Origin of the sequence: Paroceanicella profunda, assembly GCF_005887635.2 — a bacterium.
In the GTDB taxonomy this organism is placed as follows: domain Bacteria; phylum Pseudomonadota; class Alphaproteobacteria; order Rhodobacterales; family Rhodobacteraceae; genus Paroceanicella; species Paroceanicella profunda.
In genome coordinates this window covers 1,961,559-1,982,723 of the sequence record NZ_CP040818.1, presented here as the reverse complement: position 1 = coordinate 1,982,723, position 21,165 = coordinate 1,961,559, and the positions used below count along the sequence as shown (strand labels likewise).

Below are 21,165 nucleotides of genomic sequence, written 5' to 3'. Positions count from 1 at the left end.
TGGCGGCGCGTGGGTGGGCGGGTGGGACGCGCCGTCATGCGCGCCTCAGACATGGAGCACCGAGCTGACGAGCAACTGGGTGTAGGCGTGTTGCGGGTCGTCGAGCACCTGGTCGGTCAGGCCCTCCTCCACCACATGCCCCGACTTCATCACCATCAGCCGGTCGGCCAGCAGCCGGACCACCGCGAGATCATGCGTCACGATCACCGCCGAGAGGCCGAGGTCGCGCACCAGCGCCCGGATGAGGTCGAGCAGGCGCGCCTGCACGCTCACGTCCAGGCCCCCCGTGGGCTCGTCCATGAACACCAGCCGCGGGCCGGTGACAAGATTGCGCGCGATCTGCAGCCGCTGCTGCATGCCGCCCGAAAACGCCGAGGGCCGGTCGTCGATGCGCTCGTCGGAAATCTCCACCCGGCCCAGCCAGTCGGTCGCCGTGGCGCGGATGTTGCCGTAGTGCCGGGCCCCCACGGCCATCAGCCGCTCCCCCACGTTGCCCCCGGCGGAGACGTTCATGCGCAGCCCGTCGCGCGGGTTCTGGTGCACATAGGCCCAGTCGGTGCGGCTGAGCATCCGCCGCTCCGGCTCGGACATGGTGAGCGTGTCGCGCGGGCCGTCCGTCCGCGTGTCGTAGACCACGGAGCCGGTGTCCGGCACGAGGTGCCCCGCGAGGCAGGAGAGCAGCGTGCTCTTGCCCGAGCCGCTCTCGCCCACGATGCCCAGCACCTCGCCGGGCCAGAGCTCGAAGCCGACATCCGCGCAGCCGATGCGCGGGCCGTAGAATTTCGAGAGGTTGCGAACCTCCAGAAGCGGGGTCATGCGATGTCTCCCAGTGCGGCGGAATACTCTGTGGGGCGCAGGACACGGTCCTCGATGCGCCCGACGATCGGGGTTTCGAGCGTCTCGCGCTTGATGCGCGCCCAGTCCGCATCCGCCATGAACGCGGCCCAGCCAGCCGCCATCTCGGCCTCGTCGGCCCAGGCGAGCAGATAGGCGAAGGCGAGGCTGTCGCCCTCCCCCGTCTCCCACATCGCGAGAATGCGGAAGCCGTGGCCGCGCATGATCCGCGCCGCGTGGTCGCGGAACCGGGCATGGAAGGCGGCGGCGGTCGCCGGAAAGAGCTGGTAGAGGCGCAGCTGGTTTATCATGCGAAGGCCTCCGGCACGCCCAGCGCCCCGGTGTGCCCGGCCTTGCGGCGGGTGCTGCAATGGTCGGTGTCCGAGCAGACGAACATCCGCCCGCCCTCATCGTCGATGATCACCTCGTCGAGATAGCTGTCCGGCGCGCCGCACAGCGCGCAATCGTGCGGGGCGGAGCCGGCCTCGAACGGGTGGTCCTCGAAATCGAGGCTCACCACCTTCGTGAAGGGCGGCACCGCGTAGATGCGCTGCTCGCGCCCGGCGCCGAAGAGCTGCAGCGCCGGGCAATCGTCCATCTTGGGGTTGTCGAACTTCGGGATCGGCGAGGGGTCCATCACGTAGCGCCCCTCCACCTTCACCGGATAGGCGAAGGCGGTGGCGATGTGGCCGTTCTTGGCGATGTCCTCGTAGAGCTTCACATGCATCAGCCCGTATTCCTCGAGCGCGTGCATCTTGCGCGTCTCGCTCTCGCGCGGCTCGAGAAAGCGCAGCGGCTCGGGGATCGGCACCTGATAGACGAGGATCTGCTCCTCGGTCAGCGCCGCCTCGGGGATGCGGTGGCGGGTCTGGATGATGCTCGCCTCCGACGTGGCTTCGGTGACGGCCACATCCGCCGTGCGTTCGAAGAACTTGCGGATGGAGACGGCGTTCGTCGTGTCGTCCGCGCCCTGGTCGATCACCTTCAGCCGGTCCTCGGGGGTGAGGCAGGCCGCGGTCACCTGCACGCCGCCGGTGCCCCAGCCGTAGGGCATCGGCATCTCGCGGCTGGCGAAGGGCACCTGATAGCCGGGAATGGCCACGGCCTTGAGCAGCGCGCGGCGGATCATCCGCTTGGTCTGCTCGTCGAGATAGGCGAAGTTGTAATCCTGGCTCATGTCGGTCATTCGGCGGCCTCCTTCATGGCCTGGGCCTCGGCCTGTGCCGCGGTGGCCTCGCGCCGCATCCGGCGCACCAGCTCCAGCTCGGCCTGGAAATCGACGTAATGCGGCAGCTTGATATGCTCGACGAAGCCGGTCGCCTGAATGCTGTCGCAATGGTAGAGCACGAATTCCTCGTCCTGCGCCGGGGCGCCGACGAAATCCTCGCCCAGCTCGCGCCAGCGCAGCGCCCGGTCCACCAGCGCCATCGAGATCACCTTGCGCTCGGCCATGCCGAAGGCGAGCCCGTAGCCCCGGGTGAACTGCGGCGGCTCGACCTTCGAGCCCTTGAACTGGTTCACTGTCTCGCACTCCGTCACCTCGATCTCGGCGATGGTGACGGCGAAGCCCAGCTCGGGAATGTCCAACGCCACCTCCACCGCGCCGATGCGCAGCTCGGCCACGAAGGCGTGGTTCTTCGCGTAGCCGCGCTGGGTGGAATAGCCCAGGCCGAGGATGAAGCCCTCGTCGCCGCGCGCCAGCGCCTGCAGGCGCAGCGCCCGGTCGGCCGGGGTTTCCAGCGGCTCGCGGGTGAGGTCGGGCGGCGTGGCCTCGAAGGGGTGCTCCTGCTGGATCAGCCCCTCGCGGTTGAGAAAGCCGGTGATGTGCGGCACCGGGCCCGCGGCCGGCGCGGCCTCGGGCGCGGGCGGCACCTCGCCCTCGGCGGCCAGCGCGAAGTCCAGCAGCCGGTGCGTGTAGTCGAAGGTGGGGCCCAGCACCTGGCCGCCCGGCGCGTCCTTGAACGTGGCCGACACCCGGCGGATGCAGGCCATCCCGGCGGTCTCCACCGGCCGGCTGGCGCCGAAGCGCGGCAGGGTGGTGCGGTAGGCGCGGATGAGAAAGATCGCCTCGATCAGGTCTCCGCGCGACTGCTTGATGGCGAGCGCGGCGAGGTCGGGGTCGTAGAGCGAGCCCTCGGCCATCACCCGGCTCACCGCCAGATGCATCTGCTCGCGGATCTGCGCCACGGAGAGTTCGGGCACCGTGACATCGCCCCGGCGCTCCTCCGCCAGCCAAGCGTGGGCGTTCTCGATGGCGCGCTCGCCACCCTTCACGGCAACATACATGTGTCAGCCCTCCACGATGGTGGTGCGCGGCAGCGCCGCGAGGCGGCTGCCGCAGGTGAAGATGAAGTCCAGCCCCAGCGGGTAGAGCAGGGCGTTGCGCGCGAAGGCCGCCGTCTCCGGCAGGCTCAGCGCCGCGGCCTCGCGGATGCCCGGCCCGGTGAGGCGCGCGCCGGTGGCGGCGAGCTCCGGCAGGCTCACCACCAGGGTGGCGGAGCGGTCCGGGAACTCCGCCGTGCCGATGGCGAAATCGTCGAGCGGGAGCATCTCCTCCCAGCCTCCGAAGGCGAACATCGCCTCATCGCGCGGGGCAAGCGGCGCGCCGGTGTGGAAGCGCAACCAGCCCTCCACCTGCGGCGTGGCCAGCGACGGCGCCAGCCAGACCGGGGTTTCCGGGTCGCACATCGTCAGCGCGACGGCGCCGGAGGCGACGGGCAGCGGCGCCGGCGGCGCCACCCCGGCCAGCGTGTGCAGCGTGCCCGGGCGGGCCATCGCGTCAAGCACGGCGCGGAAGGCGCGGGCGGCGTCGCGCGCCGTGTCCCCGAATCCGCCGGAAAGCGTCTCGGCCTGCATCAGTTGTCCCCCCGGACCATGGTGAAGAAATCGACCTTCGTGGCCGCCGCCTTCGCGGCGCGGGCCTGGCGGGCGGCCTGCATCCGCGCCTCCAGCGGCGCGAGGATGCGGGCGCGCACCGTGTCGGCCGCCTCCGTCTGCATCAGCGCGTCGCACAGGGCGGCGATGCGGGCCTTCTCCCGGTCCCGCCCGGCCACGCAGGCATGGCCCACCGCGCCGCCCTCCAACGTGAGCGCGCAGCGCGTCACGGTCATCTCGCCGAGGTTGAACGGCGCACCCGAGCCCCCGGCCCGGCCGCGCACCATCACGCCGCCGAATTCCGGCGCCCGCGCCCAGGTGAAGCGCGGCGCCAGCCCCGCCTCTGCCCAGAGCGCGGCGAGATCTCCGGCCCCGGCGCGCGCCAGAAGCCCCATCCAGCCCTGTCGGGCAGTCGTCTGCTCTGCCGGTCCGTCGTTGCGCGACAGCGCGGGTTCCGTTTTCGCCTGTTCCACTAGACACCTTCCCGATTTGTCTATATAACTAGACATCTAGACAAATTCTTAGCGTCGAATCGCCTTTGAAGCAAGGGGGCGTTCGGTGACGCTTCCATGACGGGCCGAGCGGCCGGCCACGGATCAGAAGGACACGGGCCAGAAAGACACGGGCCGGAGGGACACGGAGCAGGTATGGACGAGATGGTGAACGGGGGCCCGCCGGGCGGCGGCAGACAGGCGATCTGGGAGCAGATCCGCGAGGCGCTGCGCGAGGACATCGCCTCCGGCCGCTACGCCCCGGGCGCGAAACTGCCCACGGAGGCGGCGCTCTCGGACCGGTTCGGGGTGAACCGCCACACCGCGCGCCGGGCGGTGGCCGCGCTGCAGGAGGCGGGCCTCATCCACGTGCGGCGCGGCGCGGGGGCCTTCGTCGCCACGGCGCCCGTCGACTACCGGCTGGGCACGCGCACCCGCTTTGCGCAGAACCTCACGGACGCCGGCCAGACGCCCGCGCGCGAGATCACCCGGCTGGAGACCCTGGCGGTGACCGCGCGCGAGGCCGCTCATCTGGAGATCGCCCCCGGCGCGCCCGCCCATGTCTACGAGGGCACCGGCCTCGCCGACGGCCAGCCGCTCACCTGCGGGCATTCGCTGTTCCCGGCCGAGCGCCTGCCCGAGCTGCCGAGGCACCTGCGCGAGAGCCGCTCCGTCACCGAGGCGCTGCGCCGCTGCGGGGTGGCGGACTACACCCGCAAGTGGACCCGGCTGACGGCGGAGCGCGCCACCGGCATCGTGGCCCGCACCCTGCGCCTGCCGGAGGGCGCGCCGGTGCTCTGCGCGCTGTCGCTCAACATCGGCGCGGACCGCGCGCCGGTGGAACTGGGCCGGACCTGGTTCAACGCCGACCTGGTGCAGCTCGTCGTCGACGAGAAGAGCTTCCCCGGCGCCTGACGGGCTGATTCTCCGCCCCCCTCCCCCTGGCCCACCGGCGCCGCCGCCCCTGCCGGCGCTGGGGGCATCTGCCTGCGCGCGCGGCAGCCCGGCGGGCCCCGCCCGGGGCGCGGAGGCCGAAACCGGGCCCGGCGGCCCGCCTGTCACAAAAGCTCCACCCAACTGCAAACAATGCGACACCGCGGACCCGTATCCGGCCTCCCAGAGACATCATCCGCGGAGCCACTCATGGACCTGACCATCACCGGCCTGACGAAACGCTTCGGGACCGCCGTCGCCGTCGACGACGTGACGCTGACCTTCGACCGGCCGCAGATGATCGGCGTGATCGGCCGCTCCGGCGCCGGCAAGTCCACCCTGCTGCGGATGCTCAACCGCCTCACCGGCGCGACCGGCGGCTCCGTCACCGTGGACGGCACCGACATCCTGGCCCTGCGCGGCCGCGCCCTGCGCCGCTGGCGGCATGATTGCGCGATGATCTTCCAGCAGTTCAACCTGGTGCCGCGGCTCGACGTGCTCACCAACGTGCTGATGGGCCGGCTGAACGACCATTCCGCCGTCTCGGCCATGCTGCGCCTGTTCAACCGCGAGGAGCGGCTGGAGGCCCTCGCCGCGCTGGACCGGCTGGGCATCGCCGCCCACGCGATGAAGCGCGCGGAGGCGCTCTCCGGCGGGCAGCAGCAGCGCGTGGCCATCGCCCGCGCCCTGATGCAGGACCCGAAGGTGATCCTGGCCGACGAGCCCATCGCCTCGCTCGACCCGCTCAACGCCAAGGTGGTGATGGACGCCCTGCGCGCCATCCACGAGGAGGACGGGCGCATGGTGATCTGCAACCTGCACACGCTCGACACCGCCCGCGCCTATTGCGACCGCATCGTGGGCATGCGCGACGGGCGCGTGGTGTTCGACGGCCTGCCCGGCCAGCTCACCGAGGGTGCCGCGCGCGACATCTACGGCGCCGGCGACGAATTCTCCGAAGCGGCCACCTCCACGAGCATCGAGAGCCTGGCCCGCCCCGCCCTCGCCCACGCGAAGGCCCTGGCCGAGTAACGCCCGACGCCTCTCCCCGGCGGGGCCTGAACGCGCCGCCCCGGCGAGGCACGCCGTCACCCTGCCCCGGCAGGGCGACCTGCCCCCCCTCGCCCCGGCGAAGCACGCGCTTCGCCGGAGGGGAACACCGACGCCCCGCCGGGGCGGACGACCAGCGCCCTCCCGCCCCGGCGGGGCCCGACCCTCCCGCTGGCGCGGGGGCCGACATCACCCCCGCCCCGGCGGGACACGCTTCCCCCCACCCTGGTGGGACCCGCTTCCCCCCGCCCCGGCGGGCCCGACATCCCAGCCCGCCTCGGCGGGCGCGATCCTGAGACTGGAGATACACATGTTCCTCAAATCCATCCTGGCCGCCGGCACCGCGGCTGTTGCACTCTCGGCCGTATCGGCCTCCGCTGACGGCATGGGCGGCATCAAGGAATTCCGCATCGGCATCCTCGGCGGCGAGAACGAGGCCGACCGCCTGCGCTCCAACGAGTGCATCAAGACCCGCTTCGAGGAGCTGCTCGGCGTGCCCGTGTCGCTCTACCCGGCGGCGGATTACGCCGGCGTGATGGAAGGCCTGCTCGGCGGCAACCTGGACTACGCCCAGCTCGGCGCCTCCGGCTATGCCGGCGTCTACCTCGAGAACCCGGACGCGGTGACCCCGATCCTCACCGTCCAGCAGGTGGACGGCTCCACCGGCTACTACTCGGTGATGGTCGCGCGCGCCGACAGCGGCATCAAGACCATCGAGGACATGAAGGGCAAGCGCCTCGGCTTCGCCGACCCGAACTCCACCTCGGGCTACCTGATCCCCTCCGTCGCGCTGCCCAAGCAGGGTTACGACGTGAACAGCTTCTTCGGCTCCACCTCCTTCTCCGGCGGCCATGAGCAGAACGTGATCGCGGTGCTGAACGGCGACGTGGACGCGGGCGTGACCTGGGTTTCCGGCGTGGGCGAGTGGGACGAGGGCTACTCCAACGGCAACCTGCGCAAGATGGTCGACAAGGGCCTGCTCGACATGAACGACATCGTGCAGATCTGGCAGTCGCCGCTGATCCCGAACGGCCCCAATGTGGTGAGCAACGCGCTGCCGCAGGAGGTCAAGGACGCGGTGAAGGCCTCGCTCCTCGCCCTGCCGAAGGACGACCCGGAGTGCTTCTATTCCTCCGAGGCCGGTGAGGCCCAGGGCTACGTGGAGGTCGACCCCTCCTTCTACGAGACCGTGATCGACGCGCGCCGCGCCAAGCTCACCAACTGATCGGCACCCGCCGGAGAGGGGCGCACCCGGAAGGGCGCGCCCCTTTTGCCATTCATCCCCCAGCAGAGGGTTTCGCATGACGCTCGACGCAGACGCGGGGCAGCCGCCCCACCGCGGCGCCGCAGGCCCGCTCGCCGCCCTCGCGGAAGCCTATGACCGCAGCGAGCTGCGCCGGCGCAGCTACACCGGCATCCTGATCGTGCTGGTGCTGGCGATGCTGGTGGCCGGCTTCCGGCTGGCGGAGGACGCCAATTCCGGCAGCTTCTTCGGCGGCTTCTCGCACGTGCTGGACTATCCGGCCGAGATCCTCTCCGACGCCTGGGCCAGGGGCTGGTCGTTCTGGACCATTCCCTTCACGGTCCAGCATGCCGAGAACGGCATCACCCACACGTATGTGCATTACCTGCTCGAGACGGTGAACATGGCCGTGGTCGCCACGCTGACCGGCTTCGTGATCGGCGCGGCGCTCAGCATCCTGGCCTCGCGCAACCTGGTGCGGAACCGGGCCATCGTCTGGGCCACCCGGCGGATGCTGGACATCGCCCGCGCCTTCCCCGAGATCGTCATCGCGCTGTTCCTGATCTTCATCATCGGCAAGAACCCGATCGCGGCGGTGGCCGCCATCGCCTTCCACACCATCGGCGCACTCGGCAAGCTCTACTCCGAGGTGAACGAGAACGCCGACATGAAGGCCTGGGAAGGGCTGGACGCGGCCGGGGCCTCCTGGGCCCAGAAGGTCTGGTTCGCCATCCTGCCGCAGGTGATGCCGAACTGGGTGAGCTATGCGCTGCTGCGCTTCGAGATCAACGTGCGTGCTTCCGCCATCATGGGCTTCGTGGGCGCCGGCGGCCTGGGCCAGCAGTTCAAGACCTTCGTGGACTGGCGCTACGGCGCCGACATCGTCGCCATCATGGCCCTGCTCATCATCACCATCATCGCCATCGACAACCTCTCGGGCATGCTGCGCCGGCGGTTGATCGGCCCCGGCGCGCATTGAGGGAGGGGAGCATGGCTCTCGCCGATTTCGACACGCTGGCCGCCACCCATGCGAAGGCCCTCGCCCCGAACCGCCGCCGCCAGGCGGCCTGGCTGGGCGGGCTGCTGCTGCTCGCGCTCTACACCGTCTATGTCTGGAACGCCTTCGACGTGTCCACCGCCCTCGGCCGGGCGAACACCGACCGGGCCGAGCTGCTGGCGCTCGACAGCTACGCCCACAAGATCCACGTGGAGATGAGCCTGAAGGACCCCGCCGCGCTGGAGGTGGAGCTGGAGGGCAACCGCCGCAACACCTATGAAACCCTGCCGGAGTGGATCACCCCCGCCGCCTCCGGCTGGGACGTGGAGATGAACGCCGGCTACGACATCGCCCTGCGCCCGGACGGGCTGCGGATGACCGACCGCCACGGCGCCCTCATCGCCGACATCGCCTTCCGCCCCGAGGGCCCGGTGCTGCTCTCCGCGCCGCAACCCTGGCTGAAGGTGGCGCCGAACAAGATCGAGGGCCGCCCGGACAGCTATGCCCGCTTCATCGTCACCCGCTCGAAGGTGACGCTGATGAACTACTTCACCGGCTGGGAGAACTTCTGGTTCGACTGGAACTCGCCCCTGCGCGGGGTGGGCTTCACCGGAGCCCTGGCGCTCATCGCGTCCGAAGACCGGGTGGACCCCGGGCAGTCCAACCTCTCCCTGGTGGTGTCGGAGTTTCTCGGCAACCAGGACTGGCAGCACGGCGAGATCTTCGAGGCGCTCGGCATCACGGTGCTGATGGCGGTGGTGGGCACGCTGATGGCCGCCTTCTGCGCCCTGCCGCTGGCCTTCATCGCGGCGAACAACATCACGCCCTCGGCCTGGCTGCGCGGGCCGTTCAAGCGGCTGTTCGACTTCCTGCGCGGGGTGGATGCGCTGATCTGGTCGCTGATCTTCATCCGCGCCTTCGGGCTGGGGCCGCTCTCGGGGATCCTGGCCATCTGGTTCACCGACACCGGCACCTTCGGCAAGCTGTTCTCCGAAGCCATCGAGAACGCCGACCGCCGGCAGGTGGAGGGCATGCAGTCCACCGGCGCCAGCCCGATCCAGCGCACCTGGTTCGGCATCATGCCGCAGATCCTGCCGGTGTTCATCTCGCAGTCGCTCTACTTCCTCGAATCCAACACCCGCTCGGCCACCGTCATCGGCATGCTGGGTGCAGGCGGCATCGGCCTGAAGCTTGCCGACACCATGCGCACCGGGCAGGATTGGGAAAACACCATGTACATCATCGTGCTGATCATCGGCATCGTGATCGTGATGGACAATGTCTCCTCCCGGCTGCGGCGCCGGCTCATCGACGGATCGAAATGAAGAAACTCTCCGAAGCCCCGACCATCCACCCCGGGGCGCAGGTCTCCGGCGGCCATCTCGGCCGCTGGACCGAAGTGGGCGAAGGCGCCCGCCTGCTCGACAGCACCCTGGGCGACTACTCCTACTGCGAGCGCTTCTCCGACATCGCCTACGCCGATATCGGCCGCTTCGCCAACATCGCCGCCTACGTGCGCATCGGCCCCACCAATCACCCGATGTGGCGCGCCAGCCTGCACCATTTCATGTACCGCGCCGCCGCCTACTGGGACGACGCCGAGGACGAGGCGGAGTTCTTCGAATGGCGCCGCGCGCAGGGCCCGAAGATCGGGCATGACACCTGGTTCGGCCACCAGTCCATCGTGCTGCCCGGGGTCACGGTGGGCACCGGCGCCGTGGTGGGCGCGGGCGCCGTGGTCTCGAAGGACGTGGCGCCCTACGAGGTGGTGGCCGGCGTGCCGGCGAAGCCGATCAAGCGCCGCTTCCCGCCGGAGATTTCCGAACGCCTGCTCGCCCTCGCCTGGTGGGACTGGGACCATGCCGCCCTGCGCGCCGCGCTGGAGGATTTCCGAACCCTCTCCGTGGAGGCATTCCTGGAGAAGCACGGCGGCTGACCCCCCCGGGCGGCCCGCCTGCCCCTGCACGCGGCAGGCGGCGCGAAGCCCCCCGGGGCCGCGCACCCGGCCTGCCCGGCCCCGGGCGCAAGGCGGCGCGGCCGGGCCGGGAAGCGCACGGCAGATTCGAAACCCGCCTCAGACCGTCCAGTGGAAGCGGAGCTCAGGCGGCGCGGCCCAGACCGGCGTCAGGCAGCGCAGCCGAAGCGGCTGGAGAGTTCGGCGGCCGCGGTTGTCACCAGTTCCTGCATATGCGCGAGGCTCGCCTCGGAATAGCGGTCGATCGGCCCTGTCACCCCGATCGCGGCCATCACGCCGCCGCGGATGTCGCGCACGGGTGCGGCCACGCCGTACTGGCCGACGCACCAGTCTCCGCGGTCCAGCGCGCAGCCCCGGGCCGCGCTTTCGGCCATGTCGGCACGCAGCCAGGCCAGCCCGCCGGGCGGCAGGGCGGCATCGGTGAGCGCGCGCTCGGCATGGGGAATGTCGGCATGGGCGAGCAGGATGCGCCCGATGGCGCCCTCATGCAGCGGCAGCCGCTCGCCCTGCTCGGGGCGGCGCGGGGAATTGGCACAGGCCGAGGCCATCACCCGGGCGCAGAGCCCGTCACGCACCGCGACGAGCGCGGTTTCACCCGTGGTGCGGGCGATGTCGCCGAGCAGGACATGCGCCTCGCGCTCCAGGTCGACCGAATCGTAGACCCGCAGGCCCAGGTCCCACAGCCGCAGGGTGGGAAGATAGCCGCGCGTCGCCGGGTCCGCGCGCACCAGTCCGGCGGCTTCCAGCGTCTTGAGAACCCGGTGGATATTGCTCTTCGGCAGCCCAAGCTCGCGCGAAAGCGCCGTCACGCCGCACGGGCCGCCCCGGTCGACGATATGCGTCAGAACCCGCAACCCCTTGAGAAACGTGCTGTCCAATTGTCCTCCCGATCCCCTTCTGAGATGGCCTGCCCCGTGCCGTTATTCAGAACACTGTCTCATTTTGCAACAGCTACATTGTCGCTGTGACCGCCCTGCGACACCGGCGCGCGACACCGCCGCCGGGCGCCGCGCGGCCCGGCCGGAGGATGCCTTGACCGCCCGTCTCGTCGCCGTATCGGGACGGCCCCCGAAAGACCGCACGAGACAGGCCCCCGGCCCGGTCATGGTGCGGCATGGCGGCATATGGCGGGCACGGAGCGAGAGCGACAACCGGCGGGCCGCCCGCCCGGCGCTCATCGAGATCCCCGAACGGGGGCCGCCCGGCACTCATCGGGGTTGCGGACCGGGACGTCGCCCGCCGCTCTCCCGACGACCATGTCCCGGCGACGGCGTTGCGCCCTGCCGATGCCGCCTGCGCCATGGTGCCGGCGGAGGATTTCTGAAGCCGCCGGCTGCAGGCTGCCACGGCCAACCAGCGCCCCCCTCTCGGATGCCCCTTGCCGGCGCGCCTCAGCGCACCCAGTCGCCGCGGCGGCGGATCTCGCTGGAGGAGATGTCGAGCATCGGCCCGGTGAGCAGGGTCCAGGCCGGGGACGGGGCCAGCGCCAGCCGCCCGGCCTCGGCGCGCGGCAGCCGGAAGCGGGCATAGCGCCGCGCGGCGGGCGAGAGGCCAGCGGCCAGCTGCCCGCCCGGGCGGGCCAGCACGCCGATCGGCACCATTTCCATGATGCGCTGCCAGTCCTCCCAGTGATGGAAGCTGGCGAGATTGTCCGCCCCCATCAGCCAGACGAAATGCACCCCCGGATAGAGGCGCAGCATGGCGGAGAGCGTGGCCGCGGTGTAGCGGGTGCCGAGGCGGGTCTCGATGTCGCTCACCCGCACCTTCGGGTGCTGCATAAGCGCGCGCGCGGCGGCCATGCGGCGCGCCAGCGGCGCGGGGCCCTCGGTCTTCAGGGGGTTGCCCGGGCTCACCAGCCACCAGACCTGGTCCAGCCCCAGCCGGCGCAGGGCCCAGCGGGTGATATGGGCATGGCCCCCGTGCGGCGGATCGAACGATCCGCCGAGCAGCCCGACCCGCATCCCCGGCAGGGCCGTGGGAAACCCGTGACGCACCTCGTGTCCTCCCCGCGCAAGAGCGGCCCTTCTTGGCCAGCCGGCCCGGGCATGTCAACGCCGCACCGGCAATGAGGCGGGTCGGCGCCGTTGCGCTCGCTCGCCCGGATCGCTACAACCGCGCGAAACCCGAACGCGAAAGAGGCATCACATGGCGTCCTATCAGTATGTCTACCACATGGATGGGGTCTCGAAAGCCTATCCTGGCGGCAAGAAATGCTTCGAGAACATCCGCCTCAACTTCCTGCCGGGGGTCAAGATCGGTGTTGTCGGCGTCAACGGGTCGGGCAAATCCACCCTGATGCGGATCATGGCCGGGCAGGACAAGGATTTCACCGGCGAGGCCTGGGCCTCCGAGGGCACCCGGGTGGGCTACCTGCCCCAGGAGCCGCAGCTCGACGAGAGCATGGACGTGCGCGGAAACGTGATGCAGGGCGTCGCGGCCAAGCAGGCCAAGCTCGACCGCTACAACGAACTGGCGATGAACTACTCCGACGAGACCGCTGACGAGATGGCCTCCCTGCAGGACCAGATCGACGCGGAGAACCTCTGGGACCTCGACAGCCAGGTGGACGTGGCGATGGAAGCCCTGCGCTGCCCGCCGGACGACGCGGATGTCTCCAAGCTCTCCGGCGGTGAGCGCCGGCGCGTGGCGCTGTGCAAGCTGCTGCTCGAGGCGCCGGAGATGCTGCTGCTCGACGAGCCGACCAACCATCTCGACGCCGAGACCATCGCCTGGCTGCAGAAGCACCTCATCGAGTACAAGGGCACGATCCTGATCGTGACCCATGACCGCTACTTCCTCGACGACATCACCTCCTGGATCCTGGAGCTGGAGCGCGGCCGGGGCATTCCGTGGGAGGGCAACTACTCCTCCTGGCTGGACCAGAAGGCCAAGCGCCTGGAGCAGGAATCCCGCGAGGACGCCTCCCGGCAGAAGACCCTCGCGCGCGAGCTGGAATGGGTGCGCCAGTCCCCCAGGGCCCGGCAGGCCAAGTCCAAGGCCCGCATCAACGCCTATGAGGAACTGGCCAACCAGTCCGAGCGCGAGCGCGTGGGCAAGGCCTCCATCATCATCCCCAACGGCCCGCGCCTGGGCTCGAAGGTGATCGAGGTGGAGAACCTGGCCAAGGGCTTCGGCGACCGGATGCTGATCGAGGGGCTGTCCTTCGCGCTGCCGCCCGGCGGCATCGTGGGCGTGATCGGGCCGAACGGCGCCGGCAAGTCGACGCTGTTCAACATGCTCACCGGCACCGAGCAGCCCGATTCCGGCTCCGTGACCTTCGGGGACACGGTGGATCTCGCCTTCGTCGACCAGTCGCGCGACGCGCTGGATGACAAGAAGACCGTGTGGGAGGAGATCTCCGACGGGCTGGACGTGATCAAGCTCGGCGATGCGGAGATGAACTCGCGCGTCTACTGCGGCGCGTTCAACTTCAAGGGCGCCGACCAGCAGAAGAAGGTGGGCATGCTCTCGGGCGGTGAGCGCAACCGCGTGCACATGGCCAAGCTGCTGCGCCGCGGCGGCAACGTGCTGCTGCTCGACGAGCCGACGAACGACCTCGACGTGGAAACCCTGCGCGCGCTCGAGGACGCCATCCTCGACTTCGCCGGCTGCGCCGTGGTCATCAGCCATGACCGCTGGTTCCTGGACCGCATCTGCACCCACATCCTGGCCTTCGAGGGCGACAGCCACGTGGAGTGGTTCCAGGGCGGGTTCACCGATTACGAGGCCGACAAGATCCGCCGCCTCGGCCCGGACGCGGTGGAGCCCAAGCGCATCAAGTACAAGAAGTTCTCGCGCTGATCGCGGCATCGGGGAGCCAGTCTGGTGGCCTTCGTACCGATCGTGTCGGCGTTGCTCACGCCGATGCTTGCCGTGTTCCTCTGCTACATCGCGTGGCAGCAATGGCGCCTGAGCCGCGCCGCCCTGCGTGAGCGCCTGTTCGACAGGCGCCTGCGCATCCTCCAGTGCGTGCAGGACGCGCTGGAGGAGTTCCAGGCCCGCTCGGGCCTCTCCGGTGAGACGGCCCGGATGCTTTCGGACACGGAGCGTCAGGCCGGCTACCTGTTCGACCGCACCATTGCCCAGTACATCCATGACATCCGCGATGCCGCGCAGCGCGCCGACAGGCATTGCGCAACCCTGCTCCGCCTGGCCGATGCGGACCCGGACAGCCCGGAATACCGCGTGGCCGTGGCCGAGCTGACCGACATCAGCCAGTGGCTCGGCCGCCAGAAGGACGAGGTGATCGAGAACTTCGAGCCCTACCTGCGCGCCTCGCGCTGACCGGGCTCCCCGGGCCGGACACCCGCGCGCCGGCCCCGCCCGGGCATGCGGCAGCCGGGGCACGGACCCGCCGCTGAAGGCGCGTCGGGTGACCGGTCTCGGGGGAAGGCGACTTTGGCCATGTACCCGGGAGCGTGCCAGCGAAGGAGCGGCCCCCCCGGCAGGCGCCGTTCACAGCCGGTCAGAAGCGCGGAGGGGCGGCGCCCGCGGCCTGTCCGGCTAGGGCCTGCGGCTTCCTGTCAGGCGCCGGGGCGCTGGTACGGGTGGTCGGACTCGAACCGACACTCTGTCTCCAGAAACGGATTTTGAGTCCGTCGCGTCTACCATTCCGCCACACCCGCGAACCGGCGCGCCCGAAGGCAGAATCAGCGCGCCGCGGCGGACCATACGCGAAACATCCCGCCTCCGGAAGCGGGGGTGTCAGAGATAGCGGCCGCCGCGCTGGAGCACCTCGATGAGGTAGCCGTCCGGGTCCGCCACGAAGAAGAACTTCGCCACCACGGCGCCCTCAAGGCTCATCTCCACCAGCTTGCGGGGGCCGAGGCCCGCCGCCTCGAAGCGCGCGTGTTCGGCCGCCACGTCCTCCACGCTCACCGCCAGATGGCCGTAGCCGTCGCCGAGCGCGTAAGGCTCGGTACGGCCCGTGTTCACGGTAAGCTCCAGCTCGAAGCCCGTCTCCGCGTTGGAGAGGTAGATGAGGGTGAAGCCGTCGAACGCCAGCCGGTCCGCCACCTCCAGCCCGAAGGCCGCGCGGTAGAAGGCCAGGGAGCGCGCCTCGTCGAGCACGCGGATCATGCTGTGGATTGCCTTGGCCATCTCGGTCTCCTGTCTGCCGGGCGGAACGGGGCCATGTGTGCCCGCGCGGGGGCCCGATGGCAAGCCGGAGCGACGGAGTGTGCGCCCGCCCACGTTTGAGTGATGGTTCCTCGCTGTCACGGGCGCCGCGGCTGGAGTATACTCACGTCATGCGACACATGATCCTTCTCCTGTTCACGCTTCTGACCCTGGTGTCAGGCTGCTCGGCCCTGCCACCGGAGCCGCTGGACGCGCAGTCCTGCACGCCGCAGAACTGGCGCAACCTCGGCTACGAGGACGGCGCCGCCGGCCGCTCGCGCGATGCGCTGGACCGCCGGGCGCAGCAATGCGCGGATTACGGCCCCCCGCAGGACGTGCTCTGGGATCTCGGCTACAACGAGGGCCTGCTGGCCTGGTGCACGCCCTCCCGGGCCTATGACCTGGGGCGCGGCGGCCGCGCCATCCCGGTCGACTGCCCGCCGGAGACGCGCGCCAGCTTCCTGCAGGCCTATGAGGACGGGCGCTACGATTATTACCGCACCCGGCCGGCCTACTACGGCAGTTACGGCGTCTCCGCCGGCCCCTGGGGGGTATCGCCCTATGTCGGGGTCTGGGCGCCCTATTACTATCGCCCCTGGCCCAGCTATGGCCCCGGCTACTACCGCCCGCCTCATGACGGGCATGGCGGGCACGGGGGGCATGGCCACGGTGGCGGCCACGGGCCGGGAGGCGGCGGTGGCCACGGTCCCGGCGGAGGTGGCGGCGGTGGCCACGGTCCCGGCGGAGGTGGCGGCGGTGGCCACGGTCCCGGCGGCGGCGGCGGTGGTGGCAGCGGCGGCGGGCCGAAGCCCGGCGGCAAGCCCCCGGGCGTTCCGCCCCCGCTGCGCAATGGCCCGCCCTACGACACCCACGCGGAGTGAGCCCGGGCAGGATCGAAAAACGGCGCCCCCGGCAAGGGGCGCCGTTCGCATGTCCGGGGCCGGCTCAGCGGTTCATGCGGTTCTCGATGAGGTCGTCGACCACCCCTGGGTCCGCGAGGGTGGAGGTGTCGCCCAGCGCGGCGTAATCGTTCTCCGCGATCTTGCGCAGGATGCGGCGCATGATCTTGCCGGAGCGGGTTTTCGGCAGGCCCGGCGCCCACTGGATCAGGTCCGGCGAGGCGATGGGCCCGATTTCCGAGCGCACCCAGGCAACGAGTTCCTTGCGCAACTCCTCCGAGGGCTCCTCCCCGTGCATCAGGGTGACATAGGCGTAGATGCCCTGGCCCTTGATGCGGTGCGGGAAGCCGACCACGGCGCTCTCGGAGACCTTCGGATGCGCCACCAGGGCGCTCTCCACCTCCGCCGTGCCCATCCGGTGGCCGGAGACGTTGATCACGTCGTCCACCCGGCCGGTGATCCAGTAATAGCCGTCCTCGTCGCGCCGGCAGCCGTCACCGGTGAAGTAGCTGCCCTTGTACTGCTCGAAATAGGTGGAGACGAACCGGTCATGGTCGCCGTAGACGGTGCGCATCTGGCCGGGCCAGCTGTCGGTGATGGCGAGCACGCCCTCGGCCACGGTCCCGGTGATCTCCTCGCCGGAATGCGGGTCCAGCACGGCGGGCTGCACGCCGAAGAACGGCCGCGTGGCCGAGCCGGGCTTGGTGGGCGTGGCGCCGGGGAGAGGCGCGATCAGGATGCCGCCGGTCTCCGTCTGCCACCAGGTGTCGACGATGGGGCAGCGCCCCTTGCCCACTACCCGGTCATACCACTCCCAGGCCTCCGGGTTGATCGGCTCGCCCACCGAGCCGAGCACGCGGAGCGAGGAGAGGTCGATGCCCTCCACGAACTGGTCGCCCTGGCCCATCAGCGCGCGGATGGCGGTGGGGGCGGTGTAGAAGATGTTCACCTTGTGCTTCTCGCACACCTGCCAGCAGCGCGAGGCGTCGGGCCAGGTGGGCACGCCCTCGAACATCAGCGTGGTGGCCCCGTTGGCGAGCGGGCCGTAGACGATGTAGCTGTGCCCGGTCACCCAGCCCACATCGGCGGTGCACCAGTAGATGTCGCCGTCATGATAGTCGAACACGTATTGATGGGTCATCGAGGCGTAGACGAGATAGCCGCCGGTGGTGTGCAGCACGCCCTTGGGCTTTCCGGTGGAGCCGGAGGTGTAGAGGATGAACAGCGGGTCTTCCGCGCCCACCTCCACCGGCTCGCAATGCGCGGAGACGCGCTCCATCTCCTCATGCAGCCACACGTCCCGCTCCGGGTTCCAGGCCACGTCGCCCCCGGTGCGGCGCACCACCAGCAGCTTCACCTCCGGCAGCTTTGCCAGCGCCTTGTCCGCGTTCGCCTTCAGCGCGGTCTGGCGGCCGCCGCGCGGCGCCTCGTCGGCGGTGATCACCAGCTTCGCGCCGCAATCGGCCACCCGGCTGCCCAGCGCATCCGGCGAGAAGCCGGCGAAGACGATGGAATGCACCGCCCCTATGCGCGCGCAGGCCAGCATCGCATAGGCCGCCTGCGGGATCATCGGCAGGTAGAGCACCACGCGGTCGCCCTTCTTCACCCCCATGGCGTGCAGCACGTTGGCGAAGCGGCAGACCTGCTCGTGAAGTTCCTGATAGCTGATGTGCTGGGAGACGCCGGGGTCGTCGCTCTCCCAGATGATCGCGGTCTGGTGGGCGCGCTCGGGCAGGTGGCGGTCGATGCAGTTCGCCGCCACGTTCAGCGTGCCGTCCTCGAACCACTTGATCGAGACGTTGTGATAGTCGAACGAGGTGTTCTTCACCTTCGTGTAGGGCTTGATCCAGTCGATGCGCTTGCCGTGTTCGCCCCAGAAGGCGTCGGGGTCGCTCACCGAGGCCTGGTACATGGTGCGATAGGTCGCGTCGTCGACCAGCGCATGCGAAACCGTGTCAGCGGATGGGGTGCGCATGTCGTTCATCGCGGGCTCCTCTCCTGAACTTTCTGTTCTCTTGCCGGGGGGACTCGGGAGGCCCCGCCGGATCAGATGGCGAGATACTCGTGCCGCAGATCGGTATTGTCGAGCACCTCCTTGGCGGTGCCGTCGAACACCACGGTTCCCATGTCGAGAATGATGGCGCGGTCCGCGAGCTGCAGGGCGGCCACCGCGTTCTGCTCCACCAGGATGGTGGTGATGCCGAGTTCCTTGATCGAGGCGACGATGCGCTCGATCTCCTGCACGATGACCGGAGCGAGGCCCTCGTAGGGCTCGTCGAGCAGCAGGAGCTTCAGGTCACGCGCCAGCGCCCGGGCCACGGCCAGCATCTGCTGCTCGCCGCCGGACATGGTGATGGCCTCCTGTTTGCGGCGCTCGGCCAGGCGCGGGAAGCTCTCGTAGATGCGGTCCAGCGTCCAGCCCTTCGGCCCGGTGATCTGGGCGAGCTGCAGGTTCTCCTCCACCGTGAGCCCGGGGATGATGCGCCGGTCCTCCGGCACGAGGCCCACGCCGAGGTTCGCGGCCTGGTGGGCGCGCATCGTGTGCAGGGGCTGGTGGTCCAGCCAGATCTCGCCATGGCGCAGCGCCGGCGTGTCCACCCGGGCGATGGTGCGCAGGGTGGAGGTCTTGCCGGCGCCGTTGCGGCCCAGAAGGGCCACCACCTCGCCCTCGTGGATGTTGAAGGTCACGCCCTGCACGATGTAGCTCTCGCCGTAATAGGCGTGCATGTCCCAGACCGAGAAGAAGGCGGGCGCGGTGCTGGCATGGTTGGCGTTCTTGTCCATCGGTCGGGGTCCTTGATCGAGCGGGCTCATGCGTGTGCTCCTCCGAGATAGGCTTCCTGAACCTTGGGGTTGCCCTTGATGTTCTCCGGCGCGTCCTCGACGATCGGGGTGCCCTGAGCCATCACGGTGATGCGGTCGGCCAGCGAGAAGACCACGTGCATGTCATGCTCGATCACCACCTTGGTGATGCCGCGGGCCTCGCCGATGCGCTTGAGCAGGTCGATGGTGTTGTTGGTGTCCGCGCGGCTCATGCCGGCGGTGGGCTCGTCGAGCAGCAGGAGCTTGGGTTCCTGCGCCAGGCACATCGCCAGCTCCAGCCGCCGTTTGTCGCCGCGCGACAGGGTGGAGGCGATCATGTTGCGCTTGGAGGCGAGGCCGACATCCTCCAGATTGTGCGCGGCATGATCGCGGATCTCGCCGTCGCGCGCCACCCGGCCGAGCGCGTTGAGCCGGAAGGCCCCGTCGCGCCGCGCGAAACTGGCGATCATCACGTTCTCCCACAGCGAGAGGTCGGTGAAGATCTCCGGGGTCTGGAACACCCGGCTCACCCCGTGCTGGTTGATCTCGTGCGGCTTCAGCCCCAGCAGGGACTGGCCGTTGAACATCACCGAGCCGGTGTCGGGCATCAGCCGGCCCACGAAGCAGTTGAGCAGGGTGGACTTGCCGGCGCCGTTCGGCCCGATGATGGCGTGCACGGAGCCTTCGCGCACGCTCAGGTTCACGTTGTTGAGCGCCTGCAGGCCGCCGAAGCGCTTGTTGACGTTCTGGACTTCGAGAATTCCCATTCTGCCCTCCCTCACTCGGCCGGCACGCGGGCGGTCGCCTTGTCGCCGCCCTTGGGGCGGGTGAACCAGGCGATGATGCGGTTGAACCCTTCCACCAGCCCGCCGGGCAGGAAGATGACGATGATCATGAACAGGAGCCCGAGGGTGAGGTTCCAGCCCTCGCCCACGAAGGCGCCGCCGATCCAGACCACCACCTCGCGCAGCTGCTCGGGCAGGAAGTCGAGGAAGCCGGACAGCACGTTGTCGTTGATCTTGGAGAAGATGTTCTCGAAGTACTTGATGAAGCCCGCGCCCAGAACCGGCCCGATCAGCGTGCCCACGCCGCCGAGAATGGTCATCAGCACCACCTCGCCGCTCGCGGTCCACTGCATGCGCTCGGCGCCGGCCAGCGGGTCCGTGCAGGCCATCAGCCCGCCGGCGAGCCCGGCATACATGCCCGAGATCACGAAGGCCGACAGGGCGTAGGGGCGGGTGTTGATGCCGGTGTAGTTCAGCCGGTTCTGGTTGGTGCGGATGGCGCGCAGCATCAGCCCGAAGGGCGAACGGAAGATGCGCAGCGAGATGTAGAAGGCCAGGATCAGCAGCAGCGCGCAGAAGTAGAAGCCCACGTTGAACTGCACGTCCATGCCGAGGAACTCGCCCCGCCAGGTGTCGTTCATGCGCAGGCCCAGCAGGCTGGGCAGCGGCAGTTGGCCGCCCTCATGCACCCCGTCGAAGATCCGCGGGTCGGAGGAGAGCACCTTCAGCCCGGTCTCGCCATTGGTGATCGGGGTGAGCACCGAATAGGCGAGGTTGTAGCACATCTGCGCGAAGGCCAGCGTGAGGATGGAGAAGTAGATGCCCGAGCGGCGCAGGCACACGAAGCCGATCACCAGCGCGAAGGCGCCGGACAGCGCCACCGCCAGCAGGATCGCCGGGATCACCGACATGGACAGGAGCTTGAAGCTCCACACCGCCATGTAGGAGCCGACCCCGAGGAAGGCGGCATGGCCGAAGGAGAGGTAGCCGGTCAGCCCGAACAGGATGTTGAAGCCCACCGCGAAGATCCCGAAGATCGCGAAGCGCTGCAGCAGGTCCGGGTAGCCGGCGCCGAAGGGCGCCAGGATGATCGGGCCGAGCAGCACCATGGCGGTGAAGGCCACCATGATGAGCGTGTCGTTGGTTCGCAGTTTCTCGATCATG

General features: G+C 69.7%; 22 protein-coding genes and 1 tRNA gene. 9 read left to right on the top strand and 14 right to left on the bottom strand.

Going from position 1 to position 21,165, the window contains the following annotated elements; genetic code table 11:
- Positions 1–45 precede the first annotated feature (45 nt).
- Genes phnK through phnG form a run of 6 tightly spaced genes read right to left on the bottom strand, consistent with a single transcriptional unit; the run spans position 46 to position 4,154 of the window.
- Positions 46–816, bottom strand: coding sequence for a phosphonate C-P lyase system protein PhnK (gene phnK / locus FDP22_RS08830; protein WP_138572077.1), 771 nt, complete (start codon positions 814–816; stop codon positions 46–48).
- The gene (locus FDP22_RS08825; RefSeq protein ID WP_138572078.1) at positions 813–1,145 is read right to left on the bottom strand and encodes an NIPSNAP family protein; all 333 of its coding nucleotides are present in this window, start codon (positions 1,143–1,145) and stop codon (positions 813–815) included. The genes phnK and FDP22_RS08825 overlap by 4 nt, the downstream gene beginning before the upstream one ends.
- On the bottom strand, positions 1,142–2,020 hold the full coding sequence (locus FDP22_RS08820) for an alpha-D-ribose 1-methylphosphonate 5-phosphate C-P-lyase PhnJ (protein WP_138572079.1): 879 nt from the start codon (positions 2,018–2,020) through the stop codon (positions 1,142–1,144). The genes FDP22_RS08825 and FDP22_RS08820 overlap by 4 nt, the downstream gene beginning before the upstream one ends.
- The gene (locus FDP22_RS08815; protein WP_138572080.1) at positions 2,017–3,120 is read right to left on the bottom strand and encodes a carbon-phosphorus lyase complex subunit; all 1,104 of its coding nucleotides are present in this window, start codon (positions 3,118–3,120) and stop codon (positions 2,017–2,019) included. The genes FDP22_RS08820 and FDP22_RS08815 overlap by 4 nt, the downstream gene beginning before the upstream one ends.
- Before the next feature lie 3 nt (positions 3,121–3,123).
- A complete protein-coding gene (gene phnH, locus FDP22_RS08810; RefSeq protein ID WP_138572081.1) occupies positions 3,124–3,690 on the bottom strand; it encodes a phosphonate C-P lyase system protein PhnH in 567 nt (188 codons plus the stop codon).
- Entirely contained in the window at positions 3,690–4,154 is a 465-nt protein-coding gene (phnG, locus tag FDP22_RS08805) for a phosphonate C-P lyase system protein PhnG (protein ID WP_430225858.1), read from the bottom strand. Before phnG ends, phnH begins: the two co-directional genes overlap by 1 nt.
- 201 nt (positions 4,155–4,355) lie before the next feature.
- Between phnG and phnF the strand changes: the two genes are divergently transcribed.
- The 6 genes from phnF (at position 4,356) to FDP22_RS08775 (ending at position 10,358) form a co-directional block, all read left to right on the top strand.
- Positions 4,356–5,114 (top strand): phosphonate metabolism transcriptional regulator PhnF, encoded by a 759-nt coding sequence (gene phnF, locus FDP22_RS08800; RefSeq protein ID WP_239031912.1) that lies wholly within the window; start codon positions 4,356–4,358, stop codon positions 5,112–5,114.
- A 228-nt stretch (positions 5,115–5,342) separates the two neighbouring features.
- Positions 5,343–6,164: a phosphonate ABC transporter ATP-binding protein gene (phnC, locus tag FDP22_RS08795; protein ID WP_138572083.1), complete on the top strand. Its 822-nt coding sequence runs from the start codon at positions 5,343–5,345 to the stop codon at positions 6,162–6,164.
- Positions 6,165–6,492: 328 nt separating this feature from the next.
- Positions 6,493–7,407, top strand: a complete 915-nt coding sequence (gene phnD / locus FDP22_RS08790; RefSeq protein WP_138572084.1) for a phosphonate ABC transporter substrate-binding protein — start codon at positions 6,493–6,495, stop codon at positions 7,405–7,407.
- Positions 7,408–7,483: 76 nt separating this feature from the next.
- The gene (phnE, locus tag FDP22_RS08785) at positions 7,484–8,404 is read left to right on the top strand and encodes a phosphonate ABC transporter, permease protein PhnE (RefSeq protein ID WP_138572085.1); all 921 of its coding nucleotides are present in this window, start codon (positions 7,484–7,486) and stop codon (positions 8,402–8,404) included.
- A gap of 11 nt (positions 8,405–8,415) precedes the next feature.
- The gene (gene phnE, locus FDP22_RS08780; RefSeq protein WP_138572086.1) at positions 8,416–9,747 is read left to right on the top strand and encodes a phosphonate ABC transporter, permease protein PhnE; all 1,332 of its coding nucleotides are present in this window, start codon (positions 8,416–8,418) and stop codon (positions 9,745–9,747) included.
- The gene (locus FDP22_RS08775; RefSeq protein ID WP_138572087.1) at positions 9,744–10,358 is read left to right on the top strand and encodes a DapH/DapD/GlmU-related protein; all 615 of its coding nucleotides are present in this window, start codon (positions 9,744–9,746) and stop codon (positions 10,356–10,358) included. The genes phnE (FDP22_RS08780) and FDP22_RS08775 overlap by 4 nt, the downstream gene beginning before the upstream one ends.
- A 188-nt stretch (positions 10,359–10,546) precedes the next feature.
- Here FDP22_RS08775 and FDP22_RS08770 read toward each other — a convergent pair whose 3' ends face one another.
- Positions 10,547–11,275 (bottom strand): IclR family transcriptional regulator, encoded by a 729-nt coding sequence (locus FDP22_RS08770; RefSeq protein WP_138572088.1) that lies wholly within the window; start codon positions 11,273–11,275, stop codon positions 10,547–10,549.
- Between the two features lie 513 nt (positions 11,276–11,788).
- Entirely contained in the window at positions 11,789–12,358 is a 570-nt protein-coding gene (locus FDP22_RS08765) for a nicotinate-nucleotide adenylyltransferase (protein ID WP_239031931.1), read from the bottom strand.
- 184 nt (positions 12,359–12,542) lie between these two features.
- Between FDP22_RS08765 and ettA the strand changes: the two genes are divergently transcribed.
- Positions 12,543–14,198, top strand: a complete 1,656-nt coding sequence (gene ettA / locus FDP22_RS08760; RefSeq protein ID WP_138572090.1) for an energy-dependent translational throttle protein EttA — start codon at positions 12,543–12,545, stop codon at positions 14,196–14,198.
- A gap of 24 nt (positions 14,199–14,222) precedes the next feature.
- Positions 14,223–14,681 carry a hypothetical protein gene (locus FDP22_RS08755; RefSeq protein ID WP_138572091.1) on the top strand — a complete coding sequence of 153 codons (459 nt, stop codon included), beginning with the start codon at positions 14,223–14,225 and terminating at the stop codon, positions 14,679–14,681.
- A 255-nt stretch (positions 14,682–14,936) separates the two neighbouring features.
- On the opposite strand, the gene FDP22_RS08750 is transcribed toward FDP22_RS08755, so the two are convergent.
- Together FDP22_RS08750 and FDP22_RS08745 are read right to left on the bottom strand one after the other, a co-directional pair.
- Positions 14,937–15,022 (bottom strand) — tRNA-Leu (locus FDP22_RS08750).
- A 79-nt stretch (positions 15,023–15,101) separates the two neighbouring features.
- Positions 15,102–15,497: a VOC family protein gene (locus tag FDP22_RS08745; RefSeq protein WP_138572092.1), complete on the bottom strand. Its 396-nt coding sequence runs from the start codon at positions 15,495–15,497 to the stop codon at positions 15,102–15,104.
- A gap of 149 nt (positions 15,498–15,646) precedes the next feature.
- Between FDP22_RS08745 and FDP22_RS08740 the strand changes: the two genes are divergently transcribed.
- Entirely contained in the window at positions 15,647–16,396 is a 750-nt protein-coding gene (locus FDP22_RS08740) for a DUF2799 domain-containing protein (RefSeq protein ID WP_170317640.1), read from the top strand.
- Positions 16,397–16,460: 64 nt separating this feature from the next.
- Here FDP22_RS08740 and acs read toward each other — a convergent pair whose 3' ends face one another.
- From acs to FDP22_RS08720, 4 genes are all read right to left on the bottom strand, one after another.
- Entirely contained in the window at positions 16,461–18,398 is a 1,938-nt protein-coding gene (acs, locus tag FDP22_RS08735; protein ID WP_138572094.1) for an acetate--CoA ligase, read from the bottom strand.
- Between the two features lie 62 nt (positions 18,399–18,460).
- The gene (locus tag FDP22_RS08730; RefSeq protein ID WP_138572095.1) at positions 18,461–19,228 is read right to left on the bottom strand and encodes an ABC transporter ATP-binding protein; all 768 of its coding nucleotides are present in this window, start codon (positions 19,226–19,228) and stop codon (positions 18,461–18,463) included.
- The gene (locus FDP22_RS08725) at positions 19,225–19,983 is read right to left on the bottom strand and encodes an ABC transporter ATP-binding protein (RefSeq protein WP_138572096.1); all 759 of its coding nucleotides are present in this window, start codon (positions 19,981–19,983) and stop codon (positions 19,225–19,227) included. Before FDP22_RS08725 ends, FDP22_RS08730 begins: the two co-directional genes overlap by 4 nt.
- 11 nt (positions 19,984–19,994) lie before the next feature.
- On the bottom strand, positions 19,995–21,164 hold the full coding sequence (locus FDP22_RS08720; RefSeq protein ID WP_138572097.1) for a branched-chain amino acid ABC transporter permease: 1,170 nt from the start codon (positions 21,162–21,164) through the stop codon (positions 19,995–19,997).
- Position 21,165: the final 1 nt, after the last annotated feature.